The sequence below is a fragment of the Dietzia psychralcaliphila genome (assembly GCF_003096095.1).
Classification (GTDB): Bacteria; Actinomycetota; Actinomycetes; order Mycobacteriales; family Mycobacteriaceae; genus Dietzia; species Dietzia psychralcaliphila.
Genome location: NZ_CP015453.1, coordinates 2,136,469 through 2,160,498 on the forward strand (window position 1 = coordinate 2,136,469; position 24,030 = coordinate 2,160,498).

Below are 24,030 nucleotides of genomic sequence, written 5' to 3' on the forward strand. Positions count from 1 at the left end.
ATGAACTCAGAGATCACCACCCCTGCCTCCATCGACCGGAACCGGCTGCTGGCATTCGACCTCGAGACCACAGGACCAGATCCCCGTACCGCGCATGTCGTCACCTCTGCCCTCGTCGCGATCGACGGACCGCGCAAGGTGGAACTCAACTGGATGGCCGATCCGGGCATAGACATCCCAGAGGGCGCCACGGCGGTCCACGGCATCACCACCGCCCGGGCCAGGGAGCACGGACGTCCGCACGCGGAGGTGGTGGCCGAGACCATCGCGGGCGTCCGGACGGGCTGGCGGGAGGGGCGGACCCTGGTGGTCTTCAACGCCGCGTACGACCTCACCATCCTCAGGAGATGGGACCCCTCGTTCGAGGTGCTCGGCCCGGTCCTCGACCCGTACGTCGTCGACCGCGCGACCGACCCGTACCGCCGGGGCAAGCGCACCCTCCAGGCCCTGTGCGCTCACCACGGTGTGCGGTTGGACGGTGCACACGAGGCCGCGGCCGATGCGCTCGCGGCGGCCCGCCTGGCGTGGAAACTGCTCGGCTCGCTCCCCGACCTGGCCGGCGCGGACTGGCGCGCGCTCAACGCTCAGCAGGCGCTCTGGCACGAGACGCGGCAACGCGACTTCGCCGCCTATCTCGAGCAGTCGGGTAAGGACGCCTCGGACGTCAGCACGGAGTGGCCGATCGCCGTCGTCTAGACCGGGCTGCGTCGACCGTGCCACCCGGCCGTGCGACCAGACCGTGCCACCAGGCCGTGCGACCAGACCGGGCCGGACTACTCGGCCAGCCGCGGCGCGGCCTCCGCCACCCGCCGCACCGAGGCGAGTGCCTCCATCGGGGTGGTCCGGCCCGAGGTCATCTCGTCCACGGTCGGCGTGAGGACCAGTTGACCCAGGCCCGAGTGTCGGGGCGCACTGAGGCGCTCGAGCAGAGCGAGGACCGCGGACACAGCACGTTCCACCTCGGGGCCGGAGCGGGGCGGCCGGGGAGTCCCCGGCAGTCCCTCCAGCTGCAGGATCCGCCCTGCGCCCAGGACCGTTCCGGCGGCGTCGAGCGCGGCATGTGAGCGACCGGAGTGAAGTAGCTCCGCCGGTACGCAGAGCCCGTCGAGCGGCGTCTCGCCGCGCGGTGCCTCCGAGACCACGGACCACCTCGCCGGCGCCTCCTGGTCGGTCCCCGCCGGCACGCGGAGCAGGACTTCGGACACGCCATTGCGTCGGAGGACGTCGGCGAACCGGCACAGGGACTGCGACAACCGGTCCTCCGGGACGGCCCGGATCGGATCGAAGCGGCTGGGTCCGGTGACGGTACCCGCAGCAACGTGCCAGAGCATCGGCTCGTCGAGGACTATCCGGGGACCCGCGCCCAGACGCTCCGCCAGTCGGGTGATGCGGTCTGCCACTCCCTCGGCGAGCGCCTCCGCGAGATCCCTGCGGGCCCCCGGATCGGTGAGCACCGGCAGCCCGCCGGGCAACTCGAGCTGCGCTGCGAGCGACCACGGACCGAGCACCCGGATCACCAGTCGGCGGTCCGCCGGGGTGTGGGCGGCCTCCGGATCCCGCGCCGACTCATCGGCCTCCTCCAGTGCATCGAGGTCGCGGTCGAGCAGGTCGGAGGCGGTCCGGGCGAGGCGTCCGGGCGAGCGCGCGAGGCGCCAGCCCCGGGTGGAGATGTCGACGGGCAGGTCCGCGAGCATGGCGAGGGTCCGGCCCACCTGCTGCCCCCCGAGCCCACGGTCTCCCAGCTCGGGCAGGAAGGGCATGCCGTGACACTCACCCATCACGACCCGTGCCGATTCCCGGGGATCTGCTCCCGGCATGGGGCCGGGGCCGGTGTGACCCGGCTCGACAACGCTCACGGGGTACCCGCGACCGGGACGGATGCGGTGATCGTCCCGCTGCCCAGGACACGGTCCCCTCCGGGCTCGGGCCGGTAGAGCACGGCGGCCTGCCCGGGGGCGACGCCGCGCACGGGCTCGTCGAGGGTGATCTCGAGCCGGGCGTCCTGCCCGTCTCCCACCCGCCTGACGTGCCCCGGTGTCGCGTCACCGTGGGCGCGGATCTGCACCTGGCACGCGGTCTCGCGGATGTCGTCGTCGACCAACCAGTAGGGCGAGGTGGCAGTCATCGACCGGGACAGCAGGTGTTCCGAACCCCCGACGGTCACGGTTCCCGTGCCGGCGTCGATGGAGGTGACGTACCGGGGGCGGCCGTCGGGCGCCGGGCCCGGCAGGCCGAGTCCCTTGCGCTGGCCGATCGTGAATCCGTACACGCCGTCGTGTCGACCGAGTTCATCACCGGTGTCGGCGTCCACCACGGCACCGGGACGCAGACCGATCCGCGCACCGAGGAAGGCGCGGGTGTCCCCGGAGGGGATGAAGCAGATGTCGTGGCTGTCGGGTTTGGTCGCCACGGGCAGGCCCGCCGCCTCCGCCTCGGCACGGATGTCGGACTTGAGCGAGTCCCCCAGCGGGAACATCGAGTGCGCGAGTTGCTGCGGGGTGAGCACACCGAGGACGTAGGACTGGTCCTTGCCGGGATCGACCGCCCGGCGCAGGACGGGACGCCGGTGTCCGGTGTCGGTCTCTTCAGTGGACAGGAGGGCGTAGTGCCCGGTGGCCACCGCGTCGAAACCGAGTGCCATCCCCCGGTCCAGGAGGGCCTCGAACTTGATCCGCTCGTTGCATCGCAGGCACGGATTGGGGGTTTCACCGCGGGAGTAGGACTCGACGAAGTCGTCGATCACGTCCGCCCGGAACCGCTCGGCGAAGTCCCAGACGTAGAAGGGGATGCCCAACAGATCGGCTACCCGGCGTGCGTCTCCGGCGTCCTCTCGGGAACAGCAGCCGCGGGAGCCGGTCCGCAGGGTCGCGGGGTCGGCACTGAGCGCCAGGTGGACCCCCACCACCTCGTGTCCGGCGGCCACGGCGCGGGCGGCGGCGACCGCGGAGTCCACTCCCCCGCTCATCGCGGCGAGGACCCTCATGATGCCGTCGCCCCGGTACGGATCAACCCGAGCCCGGCGACGCGGGCCCGCTCGGCGGCGGGGGCCAGAGCGGCGATGGCGGCGTCCACGTCGTCCTCGGTGGTGGTGTATCCCAGGCTCAGCCGGAGACTGCTCCGGGCGGCGACGTCGCCCGCACCCAGCGCCAGGAGCACATGACTGGGCTCGGCCACCCCCGCAGTGCACGCCGAACCGGTCGAACACTCGATCCCCGCGGCGTCGAGCAGCAGGATGAGTGACTCCCCGGAACACCCCGGGAAGGTGAGGTTGGCGATTCCCGGGAGTCGGTCCCCGCCGCCGTTGGCGATCGCGTCCGGGACCTCGGAGAGGACACCCTCGACCAACCGGTCCCGCAGCCTCCCCAGGCGGAGCGCCTCGGCGTCCATGTCCCGTACGGCCTCATCGAGTGCCGCGGCCATCGCGACGACGCCCGGGACGTCGACCGAACCCGACCTGAGATCCCGCTCCTGCCCGCCGCCGAAGCCGACCGGGAGACACTCCGCGCCGCGGTCGATGATCAGTGCGCCGACGCCCAGCGGCCCGCCGAACTTGTGCGCGGACAGACTCAACGAGGTCACCCCCAGTGCGCCGAAGTCCACGGGGACGTGCCCGACGGCCTGCACGGCGTCGGTGTGGACAGCCGCACCTCCGGCCCTGGCTGCCGCGGCAACCCCGGCGACGTCGGTCAGGGTGCCGATCTCGTTGTTACCGAGCATGGCGGCGACGAGGGCCAGCCGCGGACCCACCTCGTCCACCAGGCGCCTTACCGACTCGGGCGTGACCGCCCCGCGCCGGTCCACGGGCAGGACGCGGACGTCCATGCCTCCGCCTCGTCCCGTGGCCAGGTGCGCCGCCGAGTCCAGGACGGAGTGGTGTTCGGTCGCACCGACTGCCACGACGTCACCGTTCGAGGCGGCCGCCTGGCCCAGCACCGCGAGATTGTCGGATTCGGTCCCGCCGGAGGTGAACACGACTTCGGAGGGCCTGCACCCGAGGTGGGAGGCGAGGGATTCGCGTGCTTCTTCCAGGCGGCGACGGGCGCGGCGTCCCGCGCCGTGGAGCGAGGAGGCGTTGCCGACGGTCGCGGCCGCCTCGGCGTAGGCGGCGATCGCCGCCGGACGCATCGGGGTGGTCGCGGCGTGGTCGAGATAGTGCGCGGTGCGGATCGTGAGCATGACGTCGGCAAGAATACGCCCGAACGCGCCGGACCCCGGCACCGCAGGGGTGCCGGGGTCCGGTCGACGACGGGAGACGCTGTCCGCGCCTCGCTCACTTCCGGGCGTTGATTGCCTCGGTGAGCTGCGGCGCGACGTTGAACAGGTCGCCGACGATCCCGTAGTCCGCGATCTCGAAGATCGGGGCCTCCTCGTCCTTGTTGACGGCGACGATCGTCTTGGACGTCTGCATGCCGGCACGGTGCTGGATGGCACCCGAGATCCCGAGGGCGATGTACAGCTGGGGCGACACGGTCTTGCCGGTCTGGCCCACCTGGAACTGGCCCGGGTAGTACCCCGAGTCGACGGCGGCACGCGAGGCACCGACGGCGCCCTTGAGCGAGTCGGCGAGCGGCTCGACGACCTCCTCGAACTTCTCGGCCGAGCCAACACCGCGGCCACCGGCCACGACGACGGTCGCCTCGGTGAGCTCCGGCCGGTCGCCGCCGACGATCGGGTTGCGGGAGATGACCTTGGCGGCGTTCTCGGGCTCGGGGACGTCGACCTCGACGACCTCACCGGCGCCGGCGGCCGGGGCGGCCTCGACGGCGCCCGGACGCAGGGTGTACACGGGCGTGTCGCCGGAGACGGTCGCCTCGACGGTGAAGGCGCCACCGAAGATCGAGTGGACGGCCGAACCGTCGGACTTGATCTCGACGACGTCACACAGGGTGCCGGAACCGGTGCGGGCCGCGAGGCGCCCCGCCACCTCCTTGCCCTCGAACGTGGCGGCCAGGACGATCGCCGCCGCACCCTGCTCGGCGAGCCCGGCGAGGACGTCGACCTTGGGGGTGACGAGGTAGTTCTGGACCGCGTCTCCCTCGGCCACGTAGATCTTCTCCGCGCCGGCCGCCTTGAGGGCGTCGGTGAGGGTTGCGGCGGTGCCGGTCTCACCGAACACGACGGCGGACGGCTCACCGAGCGCGCGTGCGGCGGTCAGCAGTTCGAGGGTGACCTTCTTGAGTTCGCCGTCGACGTGCTCGACCGCGACGAGGACTTCAGCCATGGTGGATTCTCCTTGAAAAAGACTGGTGGGAGTCGGTCGGGGTGAGCGCGATCAGATGAGCTTCTGCGCCACGAGGTACTTGGCGACCTCGTTGCCGCCCTCGCCCTCGTCGTTGAACTTCTCACCGGCGCTGCGCGGCGGCTTGGGGACGGACGACGTGACGGTGGACGCCGCGTTCTCCTTGCCCACCTGGCCGGCCTCGACGTTGGTGTCGGCCAGGGTCAGGACCTCGACCGGCTTCTTCTTGGCGGCCATGATGCCCTTGAAGGAGGGGAAACGCGGCTCGTTGATCTTCTCGCCCACGGAGACGACGCAGGGCAGCGAGGCCTCGACCTCGAAGATGCCCTCATCGGTCTCCCGCTCGCCCTTGACGGTCCCGCCGGAGACCTCGAGGGTGCGCATGTGGGTGAGCTGCGGAAGGCCCAGGTACTCGGCGATGATGGCCGGGACGCTGCCCATGCGGCCGTCGGTGGCCTCGTTGCCACAGATGACCATCTCGGTGCCCTCGATGGTGCCCAGGACGTTGGCGATGGCCCACGCGGTCTGGACGACGTCCGAGCCGTGGAGCGCCTCGTCGTTGAGGTGGACGGCCTTGTCGGCGCCCATCGACAGGGCCTTGCGGATCGCCTCGGTGGCGCGGTCGGGACCGGCGGTCAGCACGGTCACCTCGCCGCCCTCGGCCTCCTTGATCTGGAGAGCCTGCTCAACGGCCTTCTCATTGATCTCGTCCAGGACCGCGTCCGCGGCCTCTCGGTCCAGGGTGAAGTCCCCATCGGAGAGCTTGCGCTCCGAGTAGGTGTCCGGAACCTGCTTGATCAGTACGACGATGTTCGTCATGGGCCTGCGTCGACCTCCTGCGAGTCGGGGCTGGGTGCGATCCGAGCGAACCGGGCGCACCGGATTTGGGTCCTGCGCACACAATAACGTCACCCGCGCCGACCCTGCAGGAGTGGGGCGGTCAGTTGATGCGCTTGTCCCACCCCGACCACGCCGCGTCGCGGAGTTCGTTCTTGCGCACCTTGCCGGTCGAGGTGCGTGGCAACGCCTCGGTGAGTTCCACCGCGCCCGGCACCTTGTACCGGGCGATCCTGGTGCGACAGTGATCGATCACACCGTTCTCGTCCAGTTCGGAGCCCGGTCTGACCACCACGTACGCCTTGGGGCGCTCACCCCACTTCTCGTCGGGCATCGAGACCACGGCGCAGTCCACCACGTCGGGGTGCGACACGATCGCCTGCTCGACCTCGATGGTGGAGATGTTCTCGCCACCGGAGACCACCACGTCCTTGGCGCGGTCGAGCAGCTGCACGTAGCCGTCCGGGTGCATCACACCGAGGTCCCCCGAGTGGAACCAGCCACCGGCGAACGCGGTCGCCGTGGCCTCGGGGTCCGCGAAGTACCCCTTCATCACACCGTTGCCGGTCATGACGACCTCGCCCATCGTCACGCCGTCGGCCGGGACGTCGACGAGGTGCTTCTCCCCGGGGCTGGTCCGCTCGACCACCCGGATCGTGTCGGCGTGGATCATCGCCACTCCCTGCCTGGACTTCAGACCGGCACGGTCGTCCGGGTCCAGGTCCGTCCAGACGGGCTGGGGCGTGCACACCGTGATCGGCCCGTAGGTCTCGGTCAGCCCGTACACCTGGGTCACATCGATGCCCAGGTCCTCGAACCGTCGCAGGATCGTGGGCGACGGCGGGGCGCCGGCGGTGATCATGCGGATCCCCTCCATCGGCCGGGCCGCCGGGTCGTCGGCGATCGTGCTCAACACGGCCGGCGCGCCGGCGAGGCGGTTGATCCCCTCGTCGTCGAACAGTCTCCAGATCTCATCCCCCCGGACGGCACGCAGGCAGACATGGGTGCCCATCGCACCGGTCAGGGCCCATGTCGTGCACCACCCGTTGCAGTGGAACATCGGGAGCGTCCACAGGTAGCGCGAGTCCGCGTCGAGCCCCTGGGTGATGATCTCCCCGAGCGCGTTGAGGTAGGCGCCACGGTGGGTGTACATGACGCCCTTGGGGCGCCCCGTGGTGCCGGAGGTGTAGTTGACGGCGATCACCGCGTTCTCGTCCTCCACCGTCCACGACACCGGCTGCGGGGAGGCCGACGCCAAGCCCACCTCCAGCGCCTCGGCGCGGGGGCCGAAGCGGGCCGGGTCCGGCTGGGTGCCGTCGGCGTCGGGGGCCACGAGGATCAGGCGGATCGACTCCGGCACCTCGTCGCCCAGGCCCGCCAGGAGTCCGGCGTCGGCGATGAGCACCGAGATCCCGGCGTGCTCGGCGATATAGGCGACCTCCGGGGGCGCCAGACGGGTGTTCAGGGCCACCACCGCACCACCGGCGAGCGGGACAGCGAACTGCGCGAGGAGGGCCTCGGCGGAATTGGGGGCGAGCACCCCGACGCGGTCGCCGCGGGCGACGCCCCGCATCCGAAGGAGAGAGGCCAGTCGCGTGGCGCGGTCGGCGAACTCGGCGTAACTCTGGCGACGGGGGCCGTCCACCACGGCGGTCGCCTCGGGGAATACGCGCGCAGCCTTCTCCAGGAAGCTCAGCGGGGTCAGAGCGGTGTCGAGTCCGGAGCTGGCTGTCATCGCGGGTGGTCCGCCTCTCGTGGGTTCTCGGTCGTGCTGTTCTCGGGGGTGTTCAGTTCTCGGGTGATCACGGTCACGGTAGCCGCGGGAGCCCGGACTCGCCCGGGGATCACACCCTGATCCCCCCTCCCCTGATCCCTCGGTCTCCGCCCGCCCCGACCCGTCGCGGACATCCACCGGAGCGTCCGACGGGTCGCGCGACCACGTGCGGACTACGCTCTCCTCTGACGATCTGACGCGAAGGGGACCTCCAGTGGCACCGGCATCGATTCCGCGGCGGGCCGCGCCCACCGCGCGGGCTCTGGCGGTCGGCGTGATCGCGGCCGGGCTCGCGGCGGGGTGCGCGTCCAGCACCGAGAGCGGGGGCGCTCGTCTGGAGCAGGCCGCGAGCTGGTCGTCCGTCGCCGGTGGCCCCCCGAACTCGGGACGCGCGCACGGGCCGGTCTCCGACTCCCCCGGACTCGTCTGGTCACGCCCGCTGGGGGCTCCCGCGACCGGCGTCGCCGGTTCCGACGGGATCGGCACCTTCTTCCAGGCCACCGTCTCCGAGCGCGGCTGCAACCTCTTCGCCCTGACCGCCGACGACGGCCGTAAACGGTGGTGCCTGCGCCTGCCGACCGACGGGCCGCGCATCACGGCCACCGTCGACGGCCGCGGTTCCCTGTTCGTTCCCATGTACGGCGGGGTGGGGGCGGTGTCCGCGGAGGGTGAGAACCGCTGGTTCGCCGAGACGCGGGGCATCCCCACCACCATCACGCTGCTCGACAACCGGCACCTGCTGGTGGTCTCCCACCTGGGGATCGTGCGGGTGATCAACACCCAGACCGGCCTGGCCGCGTCCTCCGAACTGCCCGTCGCCGGGGAGATCGCGCCGTCCGGCCCGGCGTTCGGGTCGCCGTGGTGCGGCATCGGTGAGCGGGGGTGCCCCGCGCCGGGCCCTGCGGCGGTCGACACGGGTACCGGGACCGCCTACCTCACCACCTGGACGCCGGGGGCCCCGGCGCCCGAACTGGTCGCCGTGCGCTTCACCGGGGACGGGGCCGGGCAACTGGAGGTGCTGTGGCGTACCGGGCTCCCCGACGGCCGCCTCGGCGTCCCGGTGGTCCTGTCAGATGACCGGGACGAGGTCTATCTCCACTCCGAGGACGGCACTCTGGCCGCCTACTCCACCGCCGACGGCTCCCCGGTGTGGTCCACTCCGGTCGGATACCGGCCCGACACCCCGCCCGCACTGCTCCCGGACGGCACCCTGGTCACCGGCGGTCGCACCACCACCGTGTGGAGGGGGCCGGACGACGACCACGACGCCGACGCCGGCCCCGCGCCCGTGGTGGCCGTCCGCGGGGAGGACGAAGAAGGTCGCGAGGTCTGGCGACGCGACGACCTGCGACAGCTCACCAACCCCGCCGCCACCGAGGACGGCCGGGTCCTGGTCGCGGTCCGGTCGGGAGGGACCGACGACGACCCGGGCATCGCCCTGCTCCTGCTGGACGGTGAGGACGGCAGCACCCTCCACGAGATCGACGTCCCGGCCGCCCGGGGTCCGGTCTCCGGACTGAGCGTGGACGACGAGGGGCGCATCGCGCTCACCACCGCGGTGGGTGCGGTCTACCTCTACGAGTGAACACCGACGGGCCGGGCGGTCCGCGGTCCGCACACGAACACCACCGCGGATCTGTCGATCCTGGTCACCACCAGCGCGAGCGGGCGGGAGCCCTTGAGCGCCAGTGAGCGCCGCAGCACGTCCGGGTCCGTGTCCACCCCGCGGACCAGGATCTCCAGTGAACCGCAGTCCCGCTGCCTCAGGATCTGCCGCAACTCCTTGCGGTCGAGTCGGCACCGTTGCAGCACCTCGAACCCCGTGTAGCCGCCCGGGATCGCCGGTCCAGTCAGGTGGGCGATCCGCGGGTCGAGCTGACGGAGCCCGTGTCGGCGGGCCCAGTGCCTGACCAGGCCGGCTCGGACGACCGCCCCGTCGGGATCCACGATGAACCGGTCCGCCTCCCCGTGGGCGTCGACCTCGTCGTCGTCTCCGTCGGTGACCTCCTCCACGTGGACGGCGAGTCCGTCTGCGACCAGCCGCGGGGGGCCAAACGGCGGGGGTGTGCCGGCCCCGGTGGTGCGCACGACGGTCGCGCGGCGCCGCACCCCCGCGGACAGGCCCGGTGACCACAGGCACGCCTCGCGCACCGACCCGTCCAGGGAGACCAGCTCGACCTCCCCGGAATGGTCGAGAACGGAGGTGTCCAGGCCGGGCGCGCACTTGATCACGTGGTCCCGGTCCCGCGCCACGTCCAGGAGAGCCGGCAACGGAGGGCTGAGCTGATCGGGGTCGTGGATCCGCCGGCCACCGGAACGGCGGGCGGGGTCGGCGACCAGCACCGTGTCACGACTGGGCGGAGCGAGGGCATCCGCCACGCACACCAGCGCGCCGGGCACGTTGTGGGCGGCCATCCGGGCCCGCACACGGTCCAGGTCGGACCCGACGACCCGGTCCGCGGTCCGCACGAGTTCGCCCAACTCGGCTCCCACAGAGCAGGTGACGTCGTGGACGTCGCGGCCCGCCAGTCGCACGGCCCGGAGGGCGGCGACCGGCCAGGCGGTGGCCTGCTGCACCGCCTCATCCGTCAGCAGCATCTGATCGGCCCCCCGGACCCGGCCGTGCGCGCGCCGACGGGCGGTCACCACGTCGATGGCCGCGGCGGCGTGCCCGGGATCGGCCCGCCGGACGGCGGCGGTCGAGGCGACCATCCGCCCGCGCGACCAGTCGAACCCGGCGGCCAGCGCGAGCAGCTCCCGGCCTGCGTCGGTGAGCAGGAAGTCGAGGTCCTCCGGGGTCACCGGTCCACCGCCTAGTGTCCGCCCGGCGCGATGGTCCGGGAGGTGTCGAGGAGTTCGGCGACGTCTGCCGCCGTGGCGAGGTCGGCGAGCACGTCGAGAGTCGGCCGGAGCATGCCCAGCCGTCCCAGGGTCCCCGCGGTGGCGGCGTCGTCGGCACGCATCCAGCCGACCGCGCGCGCCTCGCTCGTGCCCCCGTCCGGCTCGGCCCCCTCGGGCACCGCGGCCACGAAGAACAACGTGTCGTACCGGCGTCGGGGCCCGAGGGGCGTGGTCCAGCGGTCCCAGGGGCGCAGCAGGTGCGCGGACAGGATCAGCCCGTGTGCCGCGAGCAGGGAGTCGAGGTCGCCCTCCCCCGCATCGAGGGCCCGTCGCTCCGCGAGGCCCGGTGGATCGACGGGCCGGGCCGCACCTGTGGCCGCGGGGTCGGGAGCGGGCGCGGGCTCCGCCAACAGCACACCGGTCTCCTCGAAGAGCTCCCTCGCCACCCCCCGGACGGCTGCGGCGGCGCGCTCCTCACCGATGGTGAAGGCCTCGGCCCACCAGCGCGGTTCCGGCCCACGCCACGGCCGGGTACCCCGGTAGTCCCGCGGCTCCACGCCTCCGCCGGGGAAGACGGACATCCCGGCGGCGAACTGCATGGTGGCCACGCGGTGCTGGAGGAATACCTCGAGCCCCCCACCGACGCGCGCGTCGCGGACCAGCGCGACCGTGGCGGCCTCGCGGACGGGGACGGCCTCAGGCGGGGTCGACACGGGATCGACGGTGCGGTTCACGGACGTCGGTGGCGGCCGGAGCGACGCGCCCGCCGCGCGAAGTAGCGACCGTCGATCGCGTCCACGACGATCGACTGCGCGAACGCGAGGCTGAGGTTCTCCGAGGTGATCACGTCATCGATCAGTCCGGTGGCCGTCACCCCTCCCTCGGCCAGCAGCATCGCGTGGGTGAAACCCGGGGGGATCTCCTCCACGTGGTGGGTCACCAGGACGGTGGCGGGGGCGTCGGGGTCGAGAGCCATGTCCGCCAGACGGGCGACCAGATCCTCCCGGCCACCCAGGTCCAGGCCCGCACCGGGCTCGTCCAGCAGGAGCAGCTCCGGGTCGGTCATCATCGCGCGGGCGATCAGCACCCGCTTGCGCTCGCCCTCCGAGAGGGTCCCCCAGGTGCGGTCGGCCAGGTGTTCCCCGCCGATCATCTCCAGGGTGTCCGCCGCGCGGTCGAAGTCCGCCTGGTCGTAGGCCTCGCGCCACCTGCCGAGGACCGCGTACCCCGCGGAGACCACCAGGTCCTTGACCACCTCGTCGCCGGGGATCCGGCCGGCCACCGCGGCTGATGACAGGCCCACCCGGCTGCGGAGTTCGGTGACCTCGGTGCGGCCCAGTTGCTCACCCAGGATCACCGCCGACCCGGTGCTGGGGTACTCGAGCGCCGAGGCGATCCTCAGCAACGAGGTCTTGCCCGCTCCGTTGGGACCCAGTACGACCCATCGCTCGTCCAGCTCGACCTGCCAGGTGACGGGTCCCACCAGGGTCCGGCCGTCCCTCCGGAGCGAGACGTCACGAAGGTCAAGGACGAGGTCGGGGTCGGTCTCGATAGGCGCTCTCACGGCCCCCATCTAACCCCGTATCCGGGAGCCGGGTGGCGAGGAACACGGCACGTGCACGTGAACGAGACGCGACGCCCCTCCCCGATCGGCGCCCGCTTCGATAGCGTCGTGTGCGTAGAGGCGTCCGCACAACGGAGCCCGCAGCCGAGAGGAGCACCGACGTGAACGACCGTCTGGCCATCGACGAGGTCCGCCCCCTGGTCTCCTGCGGGAGGTTCCCCGCCAAGTCGGTCGTGGGTGAGGTGCTGCCGATCTCGGCGACCGTGTGGCGGGAGGGCCACGACGCGCTGTCGGCGAGCCTCGTGGTCCGTCGCCCCGGTGGGGCCTCCTCACGGACGACGATGGTGCCCGGGATGGAGGCGGACACCGTCCACGCACTCCTGACCACCGACACCCCCGGCATGTGGTCGTTCCGCGTCGAGGCGTGGTCGGACCCGTTCGCCACGTGGACCAGCGGCATCGTCAAGAAGATGGACGCGGGCCAGGGTGCCGACGTGCTGGGCAACGAGTTCGAGGTGGGCGCACGGGTGCTGGACACCGGCGCCGCCCAGGCCTCCGCGGCGGGACAGACCGACCGTGCTGCGCTCCTGGCGGACGCGGCCATCGCGCTCCGCGGCACCGGTGACGCCCGGACTCGGACCGCCCCCGCGCTGTCCGCCGAGGTCGCGGCGGCGATGGCCGCCGGCCCGGTCCGCGAGCTGGTCACGTTCGGCCAGACCTACCGCGTGTGGGTCGACCGCCGGGAGGCCCAGTTCAGCTCGTGGTACGAGTTCTTCCCCCGTTCCACGGGCGGGTGGGACGAGCAGGGGCGGCCCGTCCACGGCACCTTCGCCACCTCCCGCACCCACATCGATCACGCCGCGGACATGGGATTCGACGTGGTGTACCTGACGCCCATCCACCCGATAGGGGTGGTCAACCGCAAGGGCCGCAACAACTCCCTCACCCCGGAACCGGGCGACGTCGGATCCCCCTGGGCCATCGGTTCCGCCGAGGGCGGTCACGACGCGGTGCACCCCGCACTCGGCAGCATCGAGGACTTCCGCGGACTGGTCGAGTACTCCGCCACGCGGGGGGTCGAGATCGCACTGGACCTGGCGTTGCAGTGCGCCCCGGACCACCCGTGGGCACAGGCCCACCCCGAATGGTTCACGGTGCTGCCCGACGGACACATCGCCTACGCCGAGAACCCGCCCAAGAAGTACCAGGACATCTACCCTGTCAACTTCGACCTGGACCCCGAGGGCATCTACGCCGAGGTGCTCCGGGTGGTGCGGTTGTGGACCTCCCTGGGCGTACGGATCTTCCGGGTGGACAACCCGCACACCAAGCCGGCCGACTTCTGGAGCCGCCTGATCGCCGAGGTCAAGCGCACCGAGCCGGACGTGCTGTTCCTCGCCGAGGCCTTCACCCGTCCCGCGCGCATGTTCGGCCTGGCCAAGCGCGGATTCTCGCAGTCGTACACCTACTTCACCTGGAAGACCACCAAGGCGGACCTGGTGGAGTTCTGCGAGCAGCTCCTGGCGCACGTCGACGAGGCCCGGCCCAACATGTTCACCAACACCCCGGACATCCTCCACGAGTCGCTGCAGCGCGGCGGTCCGGCGATGTTCGCGATCCGGTCGGTGCTCGCGGCCACCCTGTCGCCGGCATGGGGCGTGTACTCGGGTTTCGAGCTGTTCGAGTGGCAGCCGGTCGCCGACGGCAGCGAGGAGTACCTGGACTCCGAGAAGTACGAACTCCGACCCCGGGACTTCGCAGGCGCCGAGGCTGCCGGGCAGTCCCTCGCCCCGTGGTTGCGGACCCTCAACCGGATCCGCCGCGAACACCCCGCTCTACAGCAGCTCCGTACCCTTCGCTTCCACGCCGTGGACAACGACCAGATCATCGCCTACTCCAAGCTCGACCCCGCGACCGGTGACTGCGTCCTGGCCGTGGTCTCGCTCGACTCCCACGGGGTCCAGGAGGGCACCGTCACGCTGGACATGGCGGCGCTGGGGTACAGCGACGACGCCCGGTTCAGCGTCCACGACGAGGTCTCGGGCAACGAGTTCCACTGGGGGTCGAGCAACTACGTCCGGCTCGAACCGTGGACGGCGGTCGCACACATCGTCGTGGTCCCGCCGTGCGACGAAGCACGTAGGGTCGAACTGACCTACCGCACGCATATCGTGGATTGAGGGACAACGGCATGGGAAAGCACCAGAAGAAGGGCCGACCCGCTCCCGGCAGCTCCTCCAAGGAGCCCGGGAGGGTGCCACCGCCCGTCGACCCGGAGGCCACCTGGCGGACGCCCGAGGAGGTCGCCGGGGACCGGGCGGGGCAGACCTCGGCGTCGTCAGCACCCGGCGAATCCACGGGCGAGATCCCCCGAGAGGCACTGGACGCGCTGCGGTCCGGGACCCACCGCGACCCCCACTCGGTCTACGGTGCCCACCGGGCCGGTGACGGGTCCGTCGTGCGCACCATTCAGCCCGGCGCCACATCGGTGGAGATCGTCCTCGGCGAGCGCGCGGTCCCCATGGAGCCGCTCGGCGACGGCATGTTCCGGGCGACGCTGTCCGAACAGGACGTCCCCGACTACCGGTACCGGGTGACCTACCCCGACGGTCACACGCGGTCCGTCGCCGACGGGTACCGCTTCCTGCCCACGCTCGGAGAGATCGACCTCCACCTCATCGGCGAGGGCCGGCACGAGCGGCTGTGGACCGTCCTCGGGGCGCACGTGCGCACGTACGACACCCCCGGTGGTCCCGTCACGGGCACATCCTTCGCGGTCTGGGCACCCAACGCCCGCGGGATCAGCGTGGTGGGTGATTTCTGCGCGTGGAACCCGATCGCCCTGCCCATGCGGACGATCGGGTCCTCCGGCGTGTGGGAACTGTTCGTGCCGGACGTCACCGACGGCGCCGTCTACAAGTTCTGCATCCGCGGCGCCGACGGCAGGACCGTCGACCACGCGGACCCGCTCGCGGTGGCCACCGAGGTGCCCCCCGCGACCGGCTCCAGGGTGTTCACGTCCGGGTACGAGTGGGGCGACGACGAGTGGATCGCCGCCAGGGCGACCCGCGACCACTCGCGCCTCCCCATGACCGTCCTCGAGGTCCACGTGGGGTCCTGGCGGCCCGGACTGGACTACCGCGAGTTCGCGCACCAGCTCGCCGAACACGTGGTGGAGACCGGCTTCACCCACGTGGAGCTGATGCCCGTGGCCGAGCACCCCTTCGGCGGCTCGTGGGGCTACCAGGTGTCCTCCTACTTCGCGCCCACCAGCCGCTTCGGTACGCCCGACGACCTGCGCTACGTGGTCGACCACCTGCACTCGCGCGGAATCGGCGTGCTGGTGGACTGGGTCCCCGCTCACTTCCCCAAGGACGAGTGGTCGCTCGGCCGCTTCGACGGCACCGCGCTCTACGAGCACGCGGACCCGCACCGCGGCGAACAGCCCGACTGGGGGACGTACGTGTTCGACTTCGGTCGCCACGAGGTCCGCAACTTCCTGGTGGCCAACGCCCTGTACTGGGCCGAGGAGTTCCACGTGGATGGTCTGCGCGTGGACGCGGTCGCCTCGATGCTCTACCTGGACTACTCGCGCAACGAGGGCGAGTGGACCCCCAACCGCTACGGCGGTAGAGAGAATCTCGAGGCCATCTCGTTCCTGCAGGAGGTCAACGCCACGGTGCACCGCGAGCACCCGGGCGTCCTCACCGTGGCCGAGGAATCGACCTCGTGGGGCGGCGTCACCGCTCCCACGGACACGGGCGGGCTCGGGTTCTCGATGAAGTGGAACATGGGGTGGATGAACGACACCCTGCGCTACGTGGGGCTCGACCCCCTCTATCGCGCTCACCACCACGGTGAGGTGACGTTCTCCCTCATGTACGCCTGGAGCGAGCGCTTCGTCCTCCCGCTCAGCCACGACGAGGTCGTCCACGGCAAGGGTTCGATGTGGCAGCGCATGCCGGGTTCCTCGTGGGACCGCGCGGCCGGGCTACGCAGCCTCTACGCCTACATGTGGGCACACCCCGGCAAGAAGCTGATCTTCCAGGGCATGGAGTTCGGCCAGGTCGGCGAGTGGAACGACGTCCAGGGGGTGACCTGGGAGAACCTCGAGGGCTGGGAGGGCGAGTACCACCGCGGCATCCTCGCCTCGGTACGGGACATGAACGCCCGTTACACCGAGAACCCCGGCCTCTGGACCCTCGACGACGACCCGTCGGGCTTCTCGTGGATCGACGCCAACGACTCCGGGCACAATGCACTGTCGTTCCTGCGGACCGATCACTCGGGCAGCACGATCGCGTGCGTGGTGAACTTCTCCGGCAGCGCGCTGTCCGACTACCGGATCGGTCTGCCCGATGCCGGCTACTGGGAAGAGATCCTCAACACCGACGCCGAGGTCTACGAGGGGTCGGGCACCGGCAACCTCGGCGGGGTCCACTCCGAGGAGCGCTCACACCACGGCCGCCCCCACTCGGCGAGCATCACCGTCGGCCCGCGCGCCGCGGTGTGGCTGCGGCACACCCGCTGACGGCGCGGGGTACGCGGGCCTCACCGCACACGCGCTGACGGCGTGACGGCGCGCTTGCTGACCTGCTCGCGGGCTGACCCGCGCGCGGGCCTCAGTACAGCGCGTTGGCGAGGTTCCGGCGGGCGGCCAGCACCCTCGGGTCGTCCGTCGGAAGAGCCTCGAGGAGATCGACCAGCCGGGCCCGCAGCGTCGCCCGGTCGTCTCCCGCGCTCACCCGGATGGCGTCGACGAGCACCGCGAACGCCGGCTCGTACTCCCCGCTCACGAGCGCGCGGTCGGCCGCTCGCAGAGCCGCGGGGACCGTGCCCTCGCCGGCGTCGGACGCCTCCGACGCACGACGAGCGGCCTGTACGTACCGCAACGCCTCCAGGAGTGTGTGGTCACCGGGGCGCGATCCCACCAGAGCCGTGAAGCGCTCCTCGGCGGTGGCCAGTTCCCCTTCCGCCAGGGCGTCCTCGGCTGCGTCGCGTTCGGTGTCCGCGACCTCCTCCTGCTCCCCTCCGGCCTCGGCCTCCGGCATTCCGCTGAGCTTGCCCTCGGTGGCCTGGAGTACGGCCGCGAGCCACTGGCGGAGCGCGTCCTCGGGCTGTTCACCCTCGAAGTCCGCCAGCGGGCGACCCGCCGCGACGGCGACCACCGTCGGGACCGCCCGCGCCTGGAACGCCTGGGCGATCCCCGGAGCGGCATCCACGTCGACGATCGCGTGCACCCACTGACCTCCCGCCTCCTCGGCCAGCGAGGAGAGCAGGGTGGTCAGCACGGTGGGGGCCCGCCGGGACATGAGCTCCACGACGACGGGCACCTGCGTCGACCGGACCAGGACCTCCTGCTCGAACGACGCCTCGTCGACCTCGATCAGTGTCGCCGGTCCGGCCGCCGCACCGGGAGCGCGGGCGGCGGCCACGGGGGCCCGTTGCGCCTCGGCCCGTTTCTTCAACCCCGACAGATCGACGGCGCCGGCGAGGGACGCCGCGAGCTTCTGCTCGGAGGCGGACGGGGGTCGGTTACCTGGTCTCGTCACGCCCTCGATCCTGCCACGGCGGGTCCGATCGGGTGTCAGCTGGTCGCGGGCACCCGGATCAGCAGGGCGTCACCCTGGCCGCCACCGCCACAGAGCGCGGCCGCGCCGAGGCCACCCCCGCGACGGGCGAGCTCGAGCGCGAGGGTGAGGACGACGCGGCTGCCCGACACACCGATCGGGTGCCCGATGGAGATGGCGCCGCCGTTGACGTTGACCTTGTCGGGGCTCACCCCGAGGGCCTTGGTCGAGTGCAGTCCGACGGAGGCGAAGGCCTCGTTGAACTCGAACAGGTCGATGGACTCCACCTCGACGTCCGCGCGGCGGCAGGCGTCGAGGATCGCGTCGGCGGGCTGGTGCTGCAACGTCGAGTCCGGACCGGCGACCGTGCCGTAGCCGACGATCTCGGCCAGCACCGGCCAGCCCTCGGCCTCCGCACGCGCGGCGGTGGTGACGATGACTGCAGAGGCGCCGTCGGAGATCTGGGACGACGAACCGGCCGTGATGGTGCCGTCCTTGGCGAACGCCGGCCTGAGCTTGCCCATCGACTCGGCGGTCGACTCGGCACGCACACCCTCGTCGGTGTCCACGACGGTGTCGCCCTTGCGGCCCTTCACGGTCACGGGGACGACCTCGTCCGCGAACCGTCCCTCTGCCCACGCGGCGGCGGCGCGCTGGTGCGAGATGGCCGCGAACTCGTCCTGGTGCTCGCGGGTGATCTCCAACTCGGCGTTGCGAGCCTCGGTGAGCGCCCCCATCGGCTGGTCGGTCGGCACATCGTGCAGGCCGTCGAAGGCCATGTGGTCCAGGACCTCGATGGAGCCGTACTTGTACCCGCCGCGGCTCTTGGGCAGCAGGTGCGGTGCCTGGGACATCGACTCCTGGCCGCCCGCGACGACGACCTCGGAGAAACCGGCGCGGATCGCCTGGTCCGCCAACGCGATCGCCGTCATCCCCGACAAGCACATCTTGTTGATGCTCAACGCGTCCACCCGCTGTGGGATACCGGCGGCCAACGACGCCTGACGAGCGGGCATCTGACCGACACCGGCGGACAGCACCTGTCCCATGATCACCTGGTCGACGGCCTCAGCGGGCACGCCGCCCTTCTCGAGAGCGCCGCGGATGGCGATTCCGCCCAGTTCGGGGGCGGACAGCGAGGAGAGCCCGCCCTGGAGGCGGCCGAACGGGGTGCGGGCCCCGGAGACGATGACGGTACGGGTGGAGTCGGCGGACATCACAGACCTTCCAATTGAGGGGATATACGTGTACGGGCCAAACTACCGCTTCCACGCACCGACTACCGTGGTCCGCATGACCTCTACCCCAGCCAGTCAGCCCCTGCTGCCCTCAGACCTCGTCGTGGCGATCGACCACGTAGGCGTGGCGGTCCCCGACTTCGACGCCGCCGTCGCCTGGTACCGCGACAACCTCGGGATGGAGAACCTCCACGAGGAGGTCAACGAGGAGCAGGGCGTCCGCGAGGCCATGCTCGGGTCCCCGGGTCGCCCGGAGGGCAGCGCGCTACTCCAGGTTCTCGCGCCCCTGGACGAGTCCTCGACGATCGCCAAGTACCTCGATCGCAACGGCCCCGGAATCCAGCAGATGGCGGTCCGGGTGACCGACATCGAGGCGATCACCGCGCACCTCACCGGTCGCGGCGTGCGGGTGCTGTACCCGGCACCGAAGAGCGGTACCGCCGGTTCACGCATCAACTTCGTCCACCCCAAGGACGCGGGAGGCGTCCTCCTGGAGCTGGTCGAGCCGGCGGCCGGGTCGCACTAGAGCCCCCGATCGGCCACCCCGCTAGGGTGGGGCCATGTCGAGCACTCACACGCCCACCACGGGCGCCGACCCCTTCGCGGTGGTCCGCAAGGGCTTCGACCGCGAACAGGTGACCTCGTCCCTCACTCGCCTCGAGGCCGAGGCGGAGCTCCTTCGTGCGGACCGCGACGCCGCGGTCGAGCGGGCGGAGCGGGCCGCGACGGAGGCCGCCCGGGAACGGGCCCGGGCCGCCTCCCTCGAGGCCCGGGTGGCCGAGTTGGGACGGACGCCCGTCACCTCCGAGCAGATGTCGGACCGTCTCTCCACCATGCTGGCCCTGGCGACCGCCGAGGCCGAGTCGATCCGTGACTCCGCGCTCGCGGCTGCGGACCGGGTGCGGTCGGACGCCGAGGAGGAGGCCTGGAACCTCCGGGAGGCGGCTCGTCGAGAGGCCGCGGCCGACCGGGAGGCCGCCACGGCGGAGCTCACCGCGGCCCGTCTGCGGGCGGCCGCGGTACGAACGGACCAGGCCGGGGTTCTCGACGCCGCGCGCTCGAGGGCCGAGGAGATCATCAAGGCGGCGGAACGCGAGGCCCGACGACTCGACCTCGAGGCCGCTCACCGGCGCGACCTGATAGACGAGGATCACCGCATCGCCTCCGATGCCAGGAGAACCGAATCCCGGCGCCAACACGAGGACCGACAGGCGGCCTCGGTGGCCGAAGCGGAAGCCGTGAAGCGGGACGCCCAGAACCATGCGCGGGAGACGATCGACCAGGCCACCGCCGAGGCCGCGTCACTGATCGCTCGCGCACGTCGGCACACTGAGGAGCTGCAGACGGTCCGAGAGCGGATCCTCGACGATCTGGCCTCGATCCGGGCCAGGCTCGAGCCCATCCCCGGCCGCCCCGACGACCCGGCATTGCCGGCAGATCCGGGGCTCAGCTGATTCGGGGCAGGGTTAACTCGGAGCAGAGTTAATTCGGAGCAGGGCTAGTTCGAGACTGGGATGATCCGGGGCCGAGTTGCCTCGGAGAGCGGCCTGTTGGGGTAGCTGTTTGCCCGCGACTCAGCTCCACCTCCGGGTGAGACCCCGGTTGGCCCGCCCGGACCAGCATCCGCTGTGCCAGTGGCGTCGCTCGTCGTCGCCTCCCGGCCGGTCCGGCCACGCCACCACGTGAGGGGTCCCGGCTGTGACCAGCTGGTCACAGCCCGGGCAACGATAGTCCTTGCCGGCGCGGGAGCCCGGAACACGACGGACGTGGTACTCGTCCGGGTCACCTGACGGGCCGGACTCCAGGGATCCGCCACCCGGCCCCTCGCGCCGGGGCACCGGACCAACCGCCCCTGCGCGTCTGTGTCGTCTCGGCACCCGGGCTCCCGTCCTCAGAACAGCCGCAGGTCCGTCGACTCGATCCCGCGTAGCGAGTCGTAGTCGAGGGTCACGCAGCGGATGCCCCGGTCCTCTGCGAGGGTCCTGGCCTGTGGCTTGATGACCTGCGCCGCGAACACCCCGCTCACGGGTGCCAGCAGCGGATCGCGGTTGAGCAGCTCCAGATATCGGGTGAGCTGCTCGACCCCGTCGATCTCACCTCGGCGCTTGATCTCGACAGCCACGGTGACACCGTCGGCGTCGCGCCCGAGGATGTCGACCGGGCCGATCGCGGTCATGAACTCCCGGCGGACCAGGCTGTATCCCCGGCCCAGGGTCTCGATGTGTTCGGCCAGCAGCTCCTGGAGATGGGCCTCCACGCCGTCCTTCACCAGACCCGGGTCGACACCGAGCTCGTGCCGGGAGTCGTGGTGGATCTCGGAGAGAGTGATGCGGAGCTGTTCCCCGGCCTTGTTCTCCACCACCCACAGCAGTTGCCCGGGGTCCTCCGGGTGCTCCTTCTCAGACAGCGAGCAGGGGGGCGTCATCCAGTTCAGCGGCTTGTACGCGCGGTCGTCGGCGTGAACGCTGACGGAACCATCCGCCTTGACCAGCAGCAGTCTGGGTGCCATGGGCAGGTGGGCCGTCAGACGGCCGACGTAGTCGACCTGACAGGTGGCGACGACGAGACGCACGGTTCCTCCTGGAATCGGGATGTGCCGGACGGCCCTCAGGGCCCTGTAGGGCTGTCAGCGCCGACGGCGGGCCGGAGAGCGGACCTGATCGGTCGAGCAGGCCTCCACCCACGCCAGCAGTGCGGTCAGCTCGGCGGGCCCCACGCAGATCTCGCCCTCCCTGATCCCACCCCTGCGATCGTGGCCGGAGAAGGACACGATGAGCTCCCCCGACTCGGCGACGTCGAGTTCGTGCCCCGTCGGCTGACGACGGGGACCCAACTCGAGGCTTGTGCGGTCGAGACGGACGTCAGCCCCGAACCTCACGCTCAACAACCGGTAGAACGCCAGGTCGGTGTCGGAGTAGCGGACGGCTCCGTGACGCCACGCGTCTCCCCCGTTCCGTTTGACCAGGACCGAGGTGGAGTCCCTGCGCACGACCACCAGTCGATAGACGACGGCCGCGACCACCGGGGCGAGGACGAGCAGCACCACGACACCGAGAATGATCCCGGTGATCGCCATCTGCTCAACCCCTTCCGGTGGCCGCGGCCGTCAGGTCACGGGCGGACCGTTCCGTACTGCTAGGCGCCGGCCTTCTCGACCGCGCGGAGGCGACCCCGTGCGGCTGCGGCAGCCGCCTGGTCGTCCCCTGCCTCGGACAGCGCGCGCTCGGCCTCGGCGCGGTCGATGGAGTCCGACCACTCCGCGGTCTCGCCGAGGATGCTGACCTTGTTCGCCGTCACGGAGAGGAACCCGCCCTGCACCGCGGCGACCTTCTTGCCCTCGTCCGTGTAGACCGTCACGGTGCCACCGGCATCGAGCTCGCCGAGCAGCGGCTCGTGTCCGGATTGGATACCGATCTCGCCCTCCGTGGTCTTGGCGACCACCATGGTGGCGGTACCGGACCAGAAACGACGCTCGACCGTGACGAACTCGACCTCGATGTCAGCCATGGTCAGCGGTCACTTCCCCGAGAGCTTCTTGGCGGCCGCCTCGACGTCGTCCAGACCGCCGATACCGTTGAACGCCTGCTCCGGGAGGTGGTCCAGCTCGCCCTTGCACAGCTTGTCGAACGCCTCGATGGTGTCCGACAGAGGGACGACCGACCCGACCTGCCCGGTGAACTTCTCGGCGACCAGGAAGTTCTGGCCGAGGAAGCGCTCGAGGCGACGGGCACGCTGAACCGTGACCTTGTCCTCCTCGGAGAGCTCGTCCATGCCGAGGATGGCGATGATGTCCTGCAGCTCCTTGTACTTCTGCAGGATCTGGATGACCTGCTGCGCCACGCGGTAGTGCTCCTCGCCCACGATGCCCGGCTCGAGGATCCGGGAGGTCGAGGTGAGCGGGTCCACGGCCGGGTAGATGCCCTTCGACGCGATGGAGCGGGAGAGCTCCGTCGTGGCGTCGAGGTGGGCGAACGTGGTGGCGGGCGCCGGGTCGGTGTAGTCGTCGGCGGGGACGTAGATCGCCTGGAGCGAGGTGATGGACCGACCCCGTGTCGAGGTGATCCGCTCCTGCAGCATGCCCATCTCGTCCGCGAGGGTCGGCTGGTAACCGACGGCGGACGGCATACGACCGAGCAGGGTCGAGACCTCGGAACCCGCCTGCGTGAAGCGGAAGATGTTGTCCACGAACAGCAGGACGTCCTGGCCCTGCACGTCACGGAAGTACTCGGCCATGGTCAGAGCCGAGAGCGCGACGCGCATACGCGTCCCCGGCGGCTCGTCCATCTGGCCGAACACCAGGGCGGTGTCCTGGAGGACGCCCATCTCCTCCATCTCGAGGAACAGGTCCGTGCCCTCACGGGTGCGCTCGCCGACGCCGGCGAACACCGACGTACCGGAGAACTCCCGGGCGATACGGGTGATCATCTCCTGGATCAGCACGGTCTTGCCGACACCGGCACCACCGAAGAGGCCGATCTTGCCACCCTTGACATACGGGGTGAGGAGGTCGATGACCTTCACACCGGTCTCGAGGATCTCGGTCTTGCCCTCGAGCTGGTCGAAGGCGGGCGGCTCGCGGTGGATACCCCACTGCTCGCCGTCCCGGCCGGTGCCGGGGGCGTCGAGGCAGTCGCCGAGGGCGTTGAAGACGTGGCCCTTGACGACGTCGCCGACGGGCACCGAGATCGGCTTGCCCGAGTCGACGACCTCCGCGCCGCGGACGAGTCCGTCGGTGGACTGCATGGAGATGCAGCGCACCATGTTGTCGCCGAGGTGCTGGGCGACCTCGAAGGTGACCGTCTTGGCGACGGCCTCGAGGGTGATCTCGGTGGTGAGTGCGTTGAAGAGGGCCGGGAGGGCGCCACGCGGGAATTCCACGTCGACGACCGCACCCAGGACGCGGGCGACCCGACCGGTGAGACCGGCCGTGCCCGTCGTGCTCTGATCGGTAACAGCTGTGGTCATTG

General features: G+C 71.2%; 22 protein-coding genes. 6 read left to right on the forward strand and 16 right to left on the reverse strand.

The window, feature by feature from the left end; genetic code table 11:
• Entirely contained in the window at positions 1–696 is a 696-nt protein-coding gene (locus A6048_RS09800; RefSeq protein WP_107747360.1) for an exonuclease domain-containing protein, read from the forward strand.
• Positions 697–773: 77 nt separating this feature from the next.
• Here the strand turns inward: A6048_RS09800 and A6048_RS09805 are convergent, their stop codons facing one another.
• From A6048_RS09805 to A6048_RS09830, 6 genes are all read right to left on the reverse strand, one after another.
• On the reverse strand, positions 774–1,760 hold the full coding sequence (locus tag A6048_RS09805) for a uroporphyrinogen decarboxylase/cobalamine-independent methonine synthase family protein (protein WP_235027377.1): 987 nt from the start codon (positions 1,758–1,760) through the stop codon (positions 774–776).
• A 92-nt stretch (positions 1,761–1,852) separates the two neighbouring features.
• The gene (gene mnmA, locus A6048_RS09810; protein ID WP_107747358.1) at positions 1,853–2,983 is read right to left on the reverse strand and encodes a tRNA 2-thiouridine(34) synthase MnmA; all 1,131 of its coding nucleotides are present in this window, start codon (positions 2,981–2,983) and stop codon (positions 1,853–1,855) included.
• A complete protein-coding gene (locus A6048_RS09815) occupies positions 2,980–4,176 on the reverse strand; it encodes a cysteine desulfurase family protein (protein WP_107747357.1) in 1,197 nt (398 codons plus the stop codon). The genes mnmA and A6048_RS09815 overlap by 4 nt, the downstream gene beginning before the upstream one ends.
• A gap of 94 nt (positions 4,177–4,270) precedes the next feature.
• Positions 4,271–5,221 carry an electron transfer flavoprotein subunit alpha/FixB family protein gene (locus A6048_RS09820; RefSeq protein ID WP_107747356.1) on the reverse strand — a complete coding sequence of 317 codons (951 nt, stop codon included), beginning with the start codon at positions 5,219–5,221 and terminating at the stop codon, positions 4,271–4,273.
• A 51-nt stretch (positions 5,222–5,272) separates the two neighbouring features.
• Positions 5,273–6,058: an electron transfer flavoprotein subunit beta/FixA family protein gene (locus A6048_RS09825; RefSeq protein ID WP_107747355.1), complete on the reverse strand. Its 786-nt coding sequence runs from the start codon at positions 6,056–6,058 to the stop codon at positions 5,273–5,275.
• Between the two features lie 121 nt (positions 6,059–6,179).
• Positions 6,180–7,811: an AMP-binding protein gene (locus A6048_RS09830; RefSeq protein WP_107747354.1), complete on the reverse strand. Its 1,632-nt coding sequence runs from the start codon at positions 7,809–7,811 to the stop codon at positions 6,180–6,182.
• Positions 7,812–8,064: 253 nt separating this feature from the next.
• Between A6048_RS09830 and A6048_RS09835 the strand changes: the two genes are divergently transcribed.
• A complete protein-coding gene (locus A6048_RS09835; protein ID WP_107747353.1) occupies positions 8,065–9,435 on the forward strand; it encodes an outer membrane protein assembly factor BamB family protein in 1,371 nt (456 codons plus the stop codon).
• Here A6048_RS09835 and A6048_RS09840 read toward each other — a convergent pair.
• From A6048_RS09840 to A6048_RS09850, 3 genes are read right to left on the reverse strand one after another with little or no spacing between them, the layout of a single operon-like run.
• Positions 9,426–10,652 (reverse strand): THUMP-like domain-containing protein, encoded by a 1,227-nt coding sequence (locus A6048_RS09840; RefSeq protein ID WP_107747352.1) that lies wholly within the window; start codon positions 10,650–10,652, stop codon positions 9,426–9,428. The genes A6048_RS09835 and A6048_RS09840 overlap by 10 nt on opposite strands.
• A gap of 11 nt (positions 10,653–10,663) precedes the next feature.
• Positions 10,664–11,404 carry an NUDIX hydrolase gene (locus A6048_RS09845; RefSeq protein ID WP_244910999.1) on the reverse strand — a complete coding sequence of 247 codons (741 nt, stop codon included), beginning with the start codon at positions 11,402–11,404 and terminating at the stop codon, positions 10,664–10,666.
• 17 nt (positions 11,405–11,421) lie between these two features.
• Entirely contained in the window at positions 11,422–12,264 is an 843-nt protein-coding gene (locus A6048_RS09850) for an ABC transporter ATP-binding protein (protein WP_107747350.1), read from the reverse strand.
• Positions 12,265–12,416: 152 nt separating this feature from the next.
• Between A6048_RS09850 and A6048_RS09855 the strand changes: the two genes are divergently transcribed.
• Both A6048_RS09855 and glgB read left to right on the forward strand, forming a co-directional pair.
• Positions 12,417–14,435, forward strand: a complete 2,019-nt coding sequence (locus tag A6048_RS09855; RefSeq protein ID WP_107747349.1) for a maltotransferase domain-containing protein — start codon at positions 12,417–12,419, stop codon at positions 14,433–14,435.
• An 11-nt stretch (positions 14,436–14,446) separates the two neighbouring features.
• Positions 14,447–16,786: a 1,4-alpha-glucan branching protein GlgB gene (glgB, locus tag A6048_RS09860; protein WP_244911000.1), complete on the forward strand. Its 2,340-nt coding sequence runs from the start codon at positions 14,447–14,449 to the stop codon at positions 16,784–16,786.
• Positions 16,787–16,877: 91 nt separating this feature from the next.
• On the opposite strand, the gene A6048_RS09865 is transcribed toward glgB, so the two are convergent.
• Positions 16,878–17,807 carry a tetratricopeptide repeat protein gene (locus A6048_RS09865; RefSeq protein ID WP_107747348.1) on the reverse strand — a complete coding sequence of 310 codons (930 nt, stop codon included), beginning with the start codon at positions 17,805–17,807 and terminating at the stop codon, positions 16,878–16,880.
• A gap of 35 nt (positions 17,808–17,842) precedes the next feature.
• Positions 17,843–19,042: an acetyl-CoA C-acetyltransferase gene (locus A6048_RS09870; protein ID WP_107747347.1), complete on the reverse strand. Its 1,200-nt coding sequence runs from the start codon at positions 19,040–19,042 to the stop codon at positions 17,843–17,845.
• Positions 19,043–19,118: 76 nt separating this feature from the next.
• On the opposite strand from A6048_RS09870, the gene mce reads away from it, so the two are divergent.
• A complete protein-coding gene (gene mce / locus A6048_RS09875; RefSeq protein WP_107747681.1) occupies positions 19,119–19,589 on the forward strand; it encodes a methylmalonyl-CoA epimerase in 471 nt (156 codons plus the stop codon).
• A 34-nt stretch (positions 19,590–19,623) separates the two neighbouring features.
• Positions 19,624–20,517, forward strand: a complete 894-nt coding sequence (locus A6048_RS09880; RefSeq protein ID WP_107747346.1) for a coiled-coil domain-containing protein — start codon at positions 19,624–19,626, stop codon at positions 20,515–20,517.
• A gap of 120 nt (positions 20,518–20,637) precedes the next feature.
• Here the strand turns inward: A6048_RS09880 and A6048_RS18650 are convergent, their stop codons facing one another.
• From A6048_RS18650 to atpD, 5 genes are read right to left on the reverse strand one after another with little or no spacing between them, the layout of a single operon-like run.
• Positions 20,638–20,940: an ATP/GTP-binding protein gene (locus A6048_RS18650; protein ID WP_412523689.1), complete on the reverse strand. Its 303-nt coding sequence runs from the start codon at positions 20,938–20,940 to the stop codon at positions 20,638–20,640.
• Between the two features lie 14 nt (positions 20,941–20,954).
• Positions 20,955–21,635, reverse strand: coding sequence for an endonuclease NucS (nucS, locus tag A6048_RS09890; RefSeq protein WP_107747345.1), 681 nt, complete (start codon positions 21,633–21,635; stop codon positions 20,955–20,957).
• Between the two features lie 54 nt (positions 21,636–21,689).
• Positions 21,690–22,139 (reverse strand): DUF2550 family protein, encoded by a 450-nt coding sequence (locus tag A6048_RS09895; protein WP_107747344.1) that lies wholly within the window; start codon positions 22,137–22,139, stop codon positions 21,690–21,692.
• Between the two features lie 59 nt (positions 22,140–22,198).
• Positions 22,199–22,570, reverse strand: coding sequence for a F0F1 ATP synthase subunit epsilon (locus tag A6048_RS09900; RefSeq protein ID WP_107747343.1), 372 nt, complete (start codon positions 22,568–22,570; stop codon positions 22,199–22,201).
• A gap of 9 nt (positions 22,571–22,579) precedes the next feature.
• Positions 22,580–24,028, reverse strand: a complete 1,449-nt coding sequence (atpD, locus tag A6048_RS09905; protein ID WP_107747342.1) for a F0F1 ATP synthase subunit beta — start codon at positions 24,026–24,028, stop codon at positions 22,580–22,582.
• Positions 24,029–24,030 lie beyond the last annotated feature (2 nt).

What these genes read in the sequence shown, in the direction of transcription:
- A6048_RS09800 (WP_107747360.1), top strand. Translation starts at nt 1, where the DNA reads ATGAACTCAGAGATCACCACCCCTGCCTCCATCGACCGGAACCGGCTG.
- A6048_RS09805 (WP_235027377.1), bottom strand. Translation starts at nt 1,760, where the DNA reads ATGCCCTTCCTGCCCGAGCTGGGAGACCGTGGGCTCGGGGGGCAGCAG.
- mnmA (WP_107747358.1), bottom strand. Translation starts at nt 2,983, where the DNA reads ATGAGGGTCCTCGCCGCGATGAGCGGGGGAGTGGACTCCGCGGTCGCC.
- A6048_RS09815 (WP_107747357.1), bottom strand. Translation starts at nt 4,176, where the DNA reads ATGCTCACGATCCGCACCGCGCACTATCTCGACCACGCCGCGACCACC.
- A6048_RS09820 (WP_107747356.1), bottom strand. Translation starts at nt 5,221, where the DNA reads ATGGCTGAAGTCCTCGTCGCGGTCGAGCACGTCGACGGCGAACTCAAG.
- A6048_RS09825 (WP_107747355.1), bottom strand. Translation starts at nt 6,058, where the DNA reads ATGACGAACATCGTCGTACTGATCAAGCAGGTTCCGGACACCTACTCG.
- A6048_RS09830 (WP_107747354.1), bottom strand. Translation starts at nt 7,811, where the DNA reads ATGACAGCCAGCTCCGGACTCGACACCGCTCTGACCCCGCTGAGCTTC.
- A6048_RS09850 (WP_107747350.1), bottom strand. Translation starts at nt 12,264, where the DNA reads ATGGGGGCCGTGAGAGCGCCTATCGAGACCGACCCCGACCTCGTCCTT.
- glgB (WP_244911000.1), top strand. Translation starts at nt 14,447, where the DNA reads ATGGGAAAGCACCAGAAGAAGGGCCGACCCGCTCCCGGCAGCTCCTCC.
- A6048_RS09870 (WP_107747347.1), bottom strand. Translation starts at nt 19,042, where the DNA reads ATGTCCGCCGACTCCACCCGTACCGTCATCGTCTCCGGGGCCCGCACC.
- mce (WP_107747681.1), top strand. Translation starts at nt 19,119, where the DNA reads ATGACCTCTACCCCAGCCAGTCAGCCCCTGCTGCCCTCAGACCTCGTC.
- A6048_RS09880 (WP_107747346.1), top strand. Translation starts at nt 19,624, where the DNA reads ATGTCGAGCACTCACACGCCCACCACGGGCGCCGACCCCTTCGCGGTG.
- A6048_RS09895 (WP_107747344.1), bottom strand. Translation starts at nt 22,139, where the DNA reads ATGGCGATCACCGGGATCATTCTCGGTGTCGTGGTGCTGCTCGTCCTC.
- A6048_RS09900 (WP_107747343.1), bottom strand. Translation starts at nt 22,570, where the DNA reads ATGGCTGACATCGAGGTCGAGTTCGTCACGGTCGAGCGTCGTTTCTGG.
- atpD (WP_107747342.1), bottom strand. Translation starts at nt 24,028, where the DNA reads ATGACCACAGCTGTTACCGATCAGAGCACGACGGGCACGGCCGGTCTC.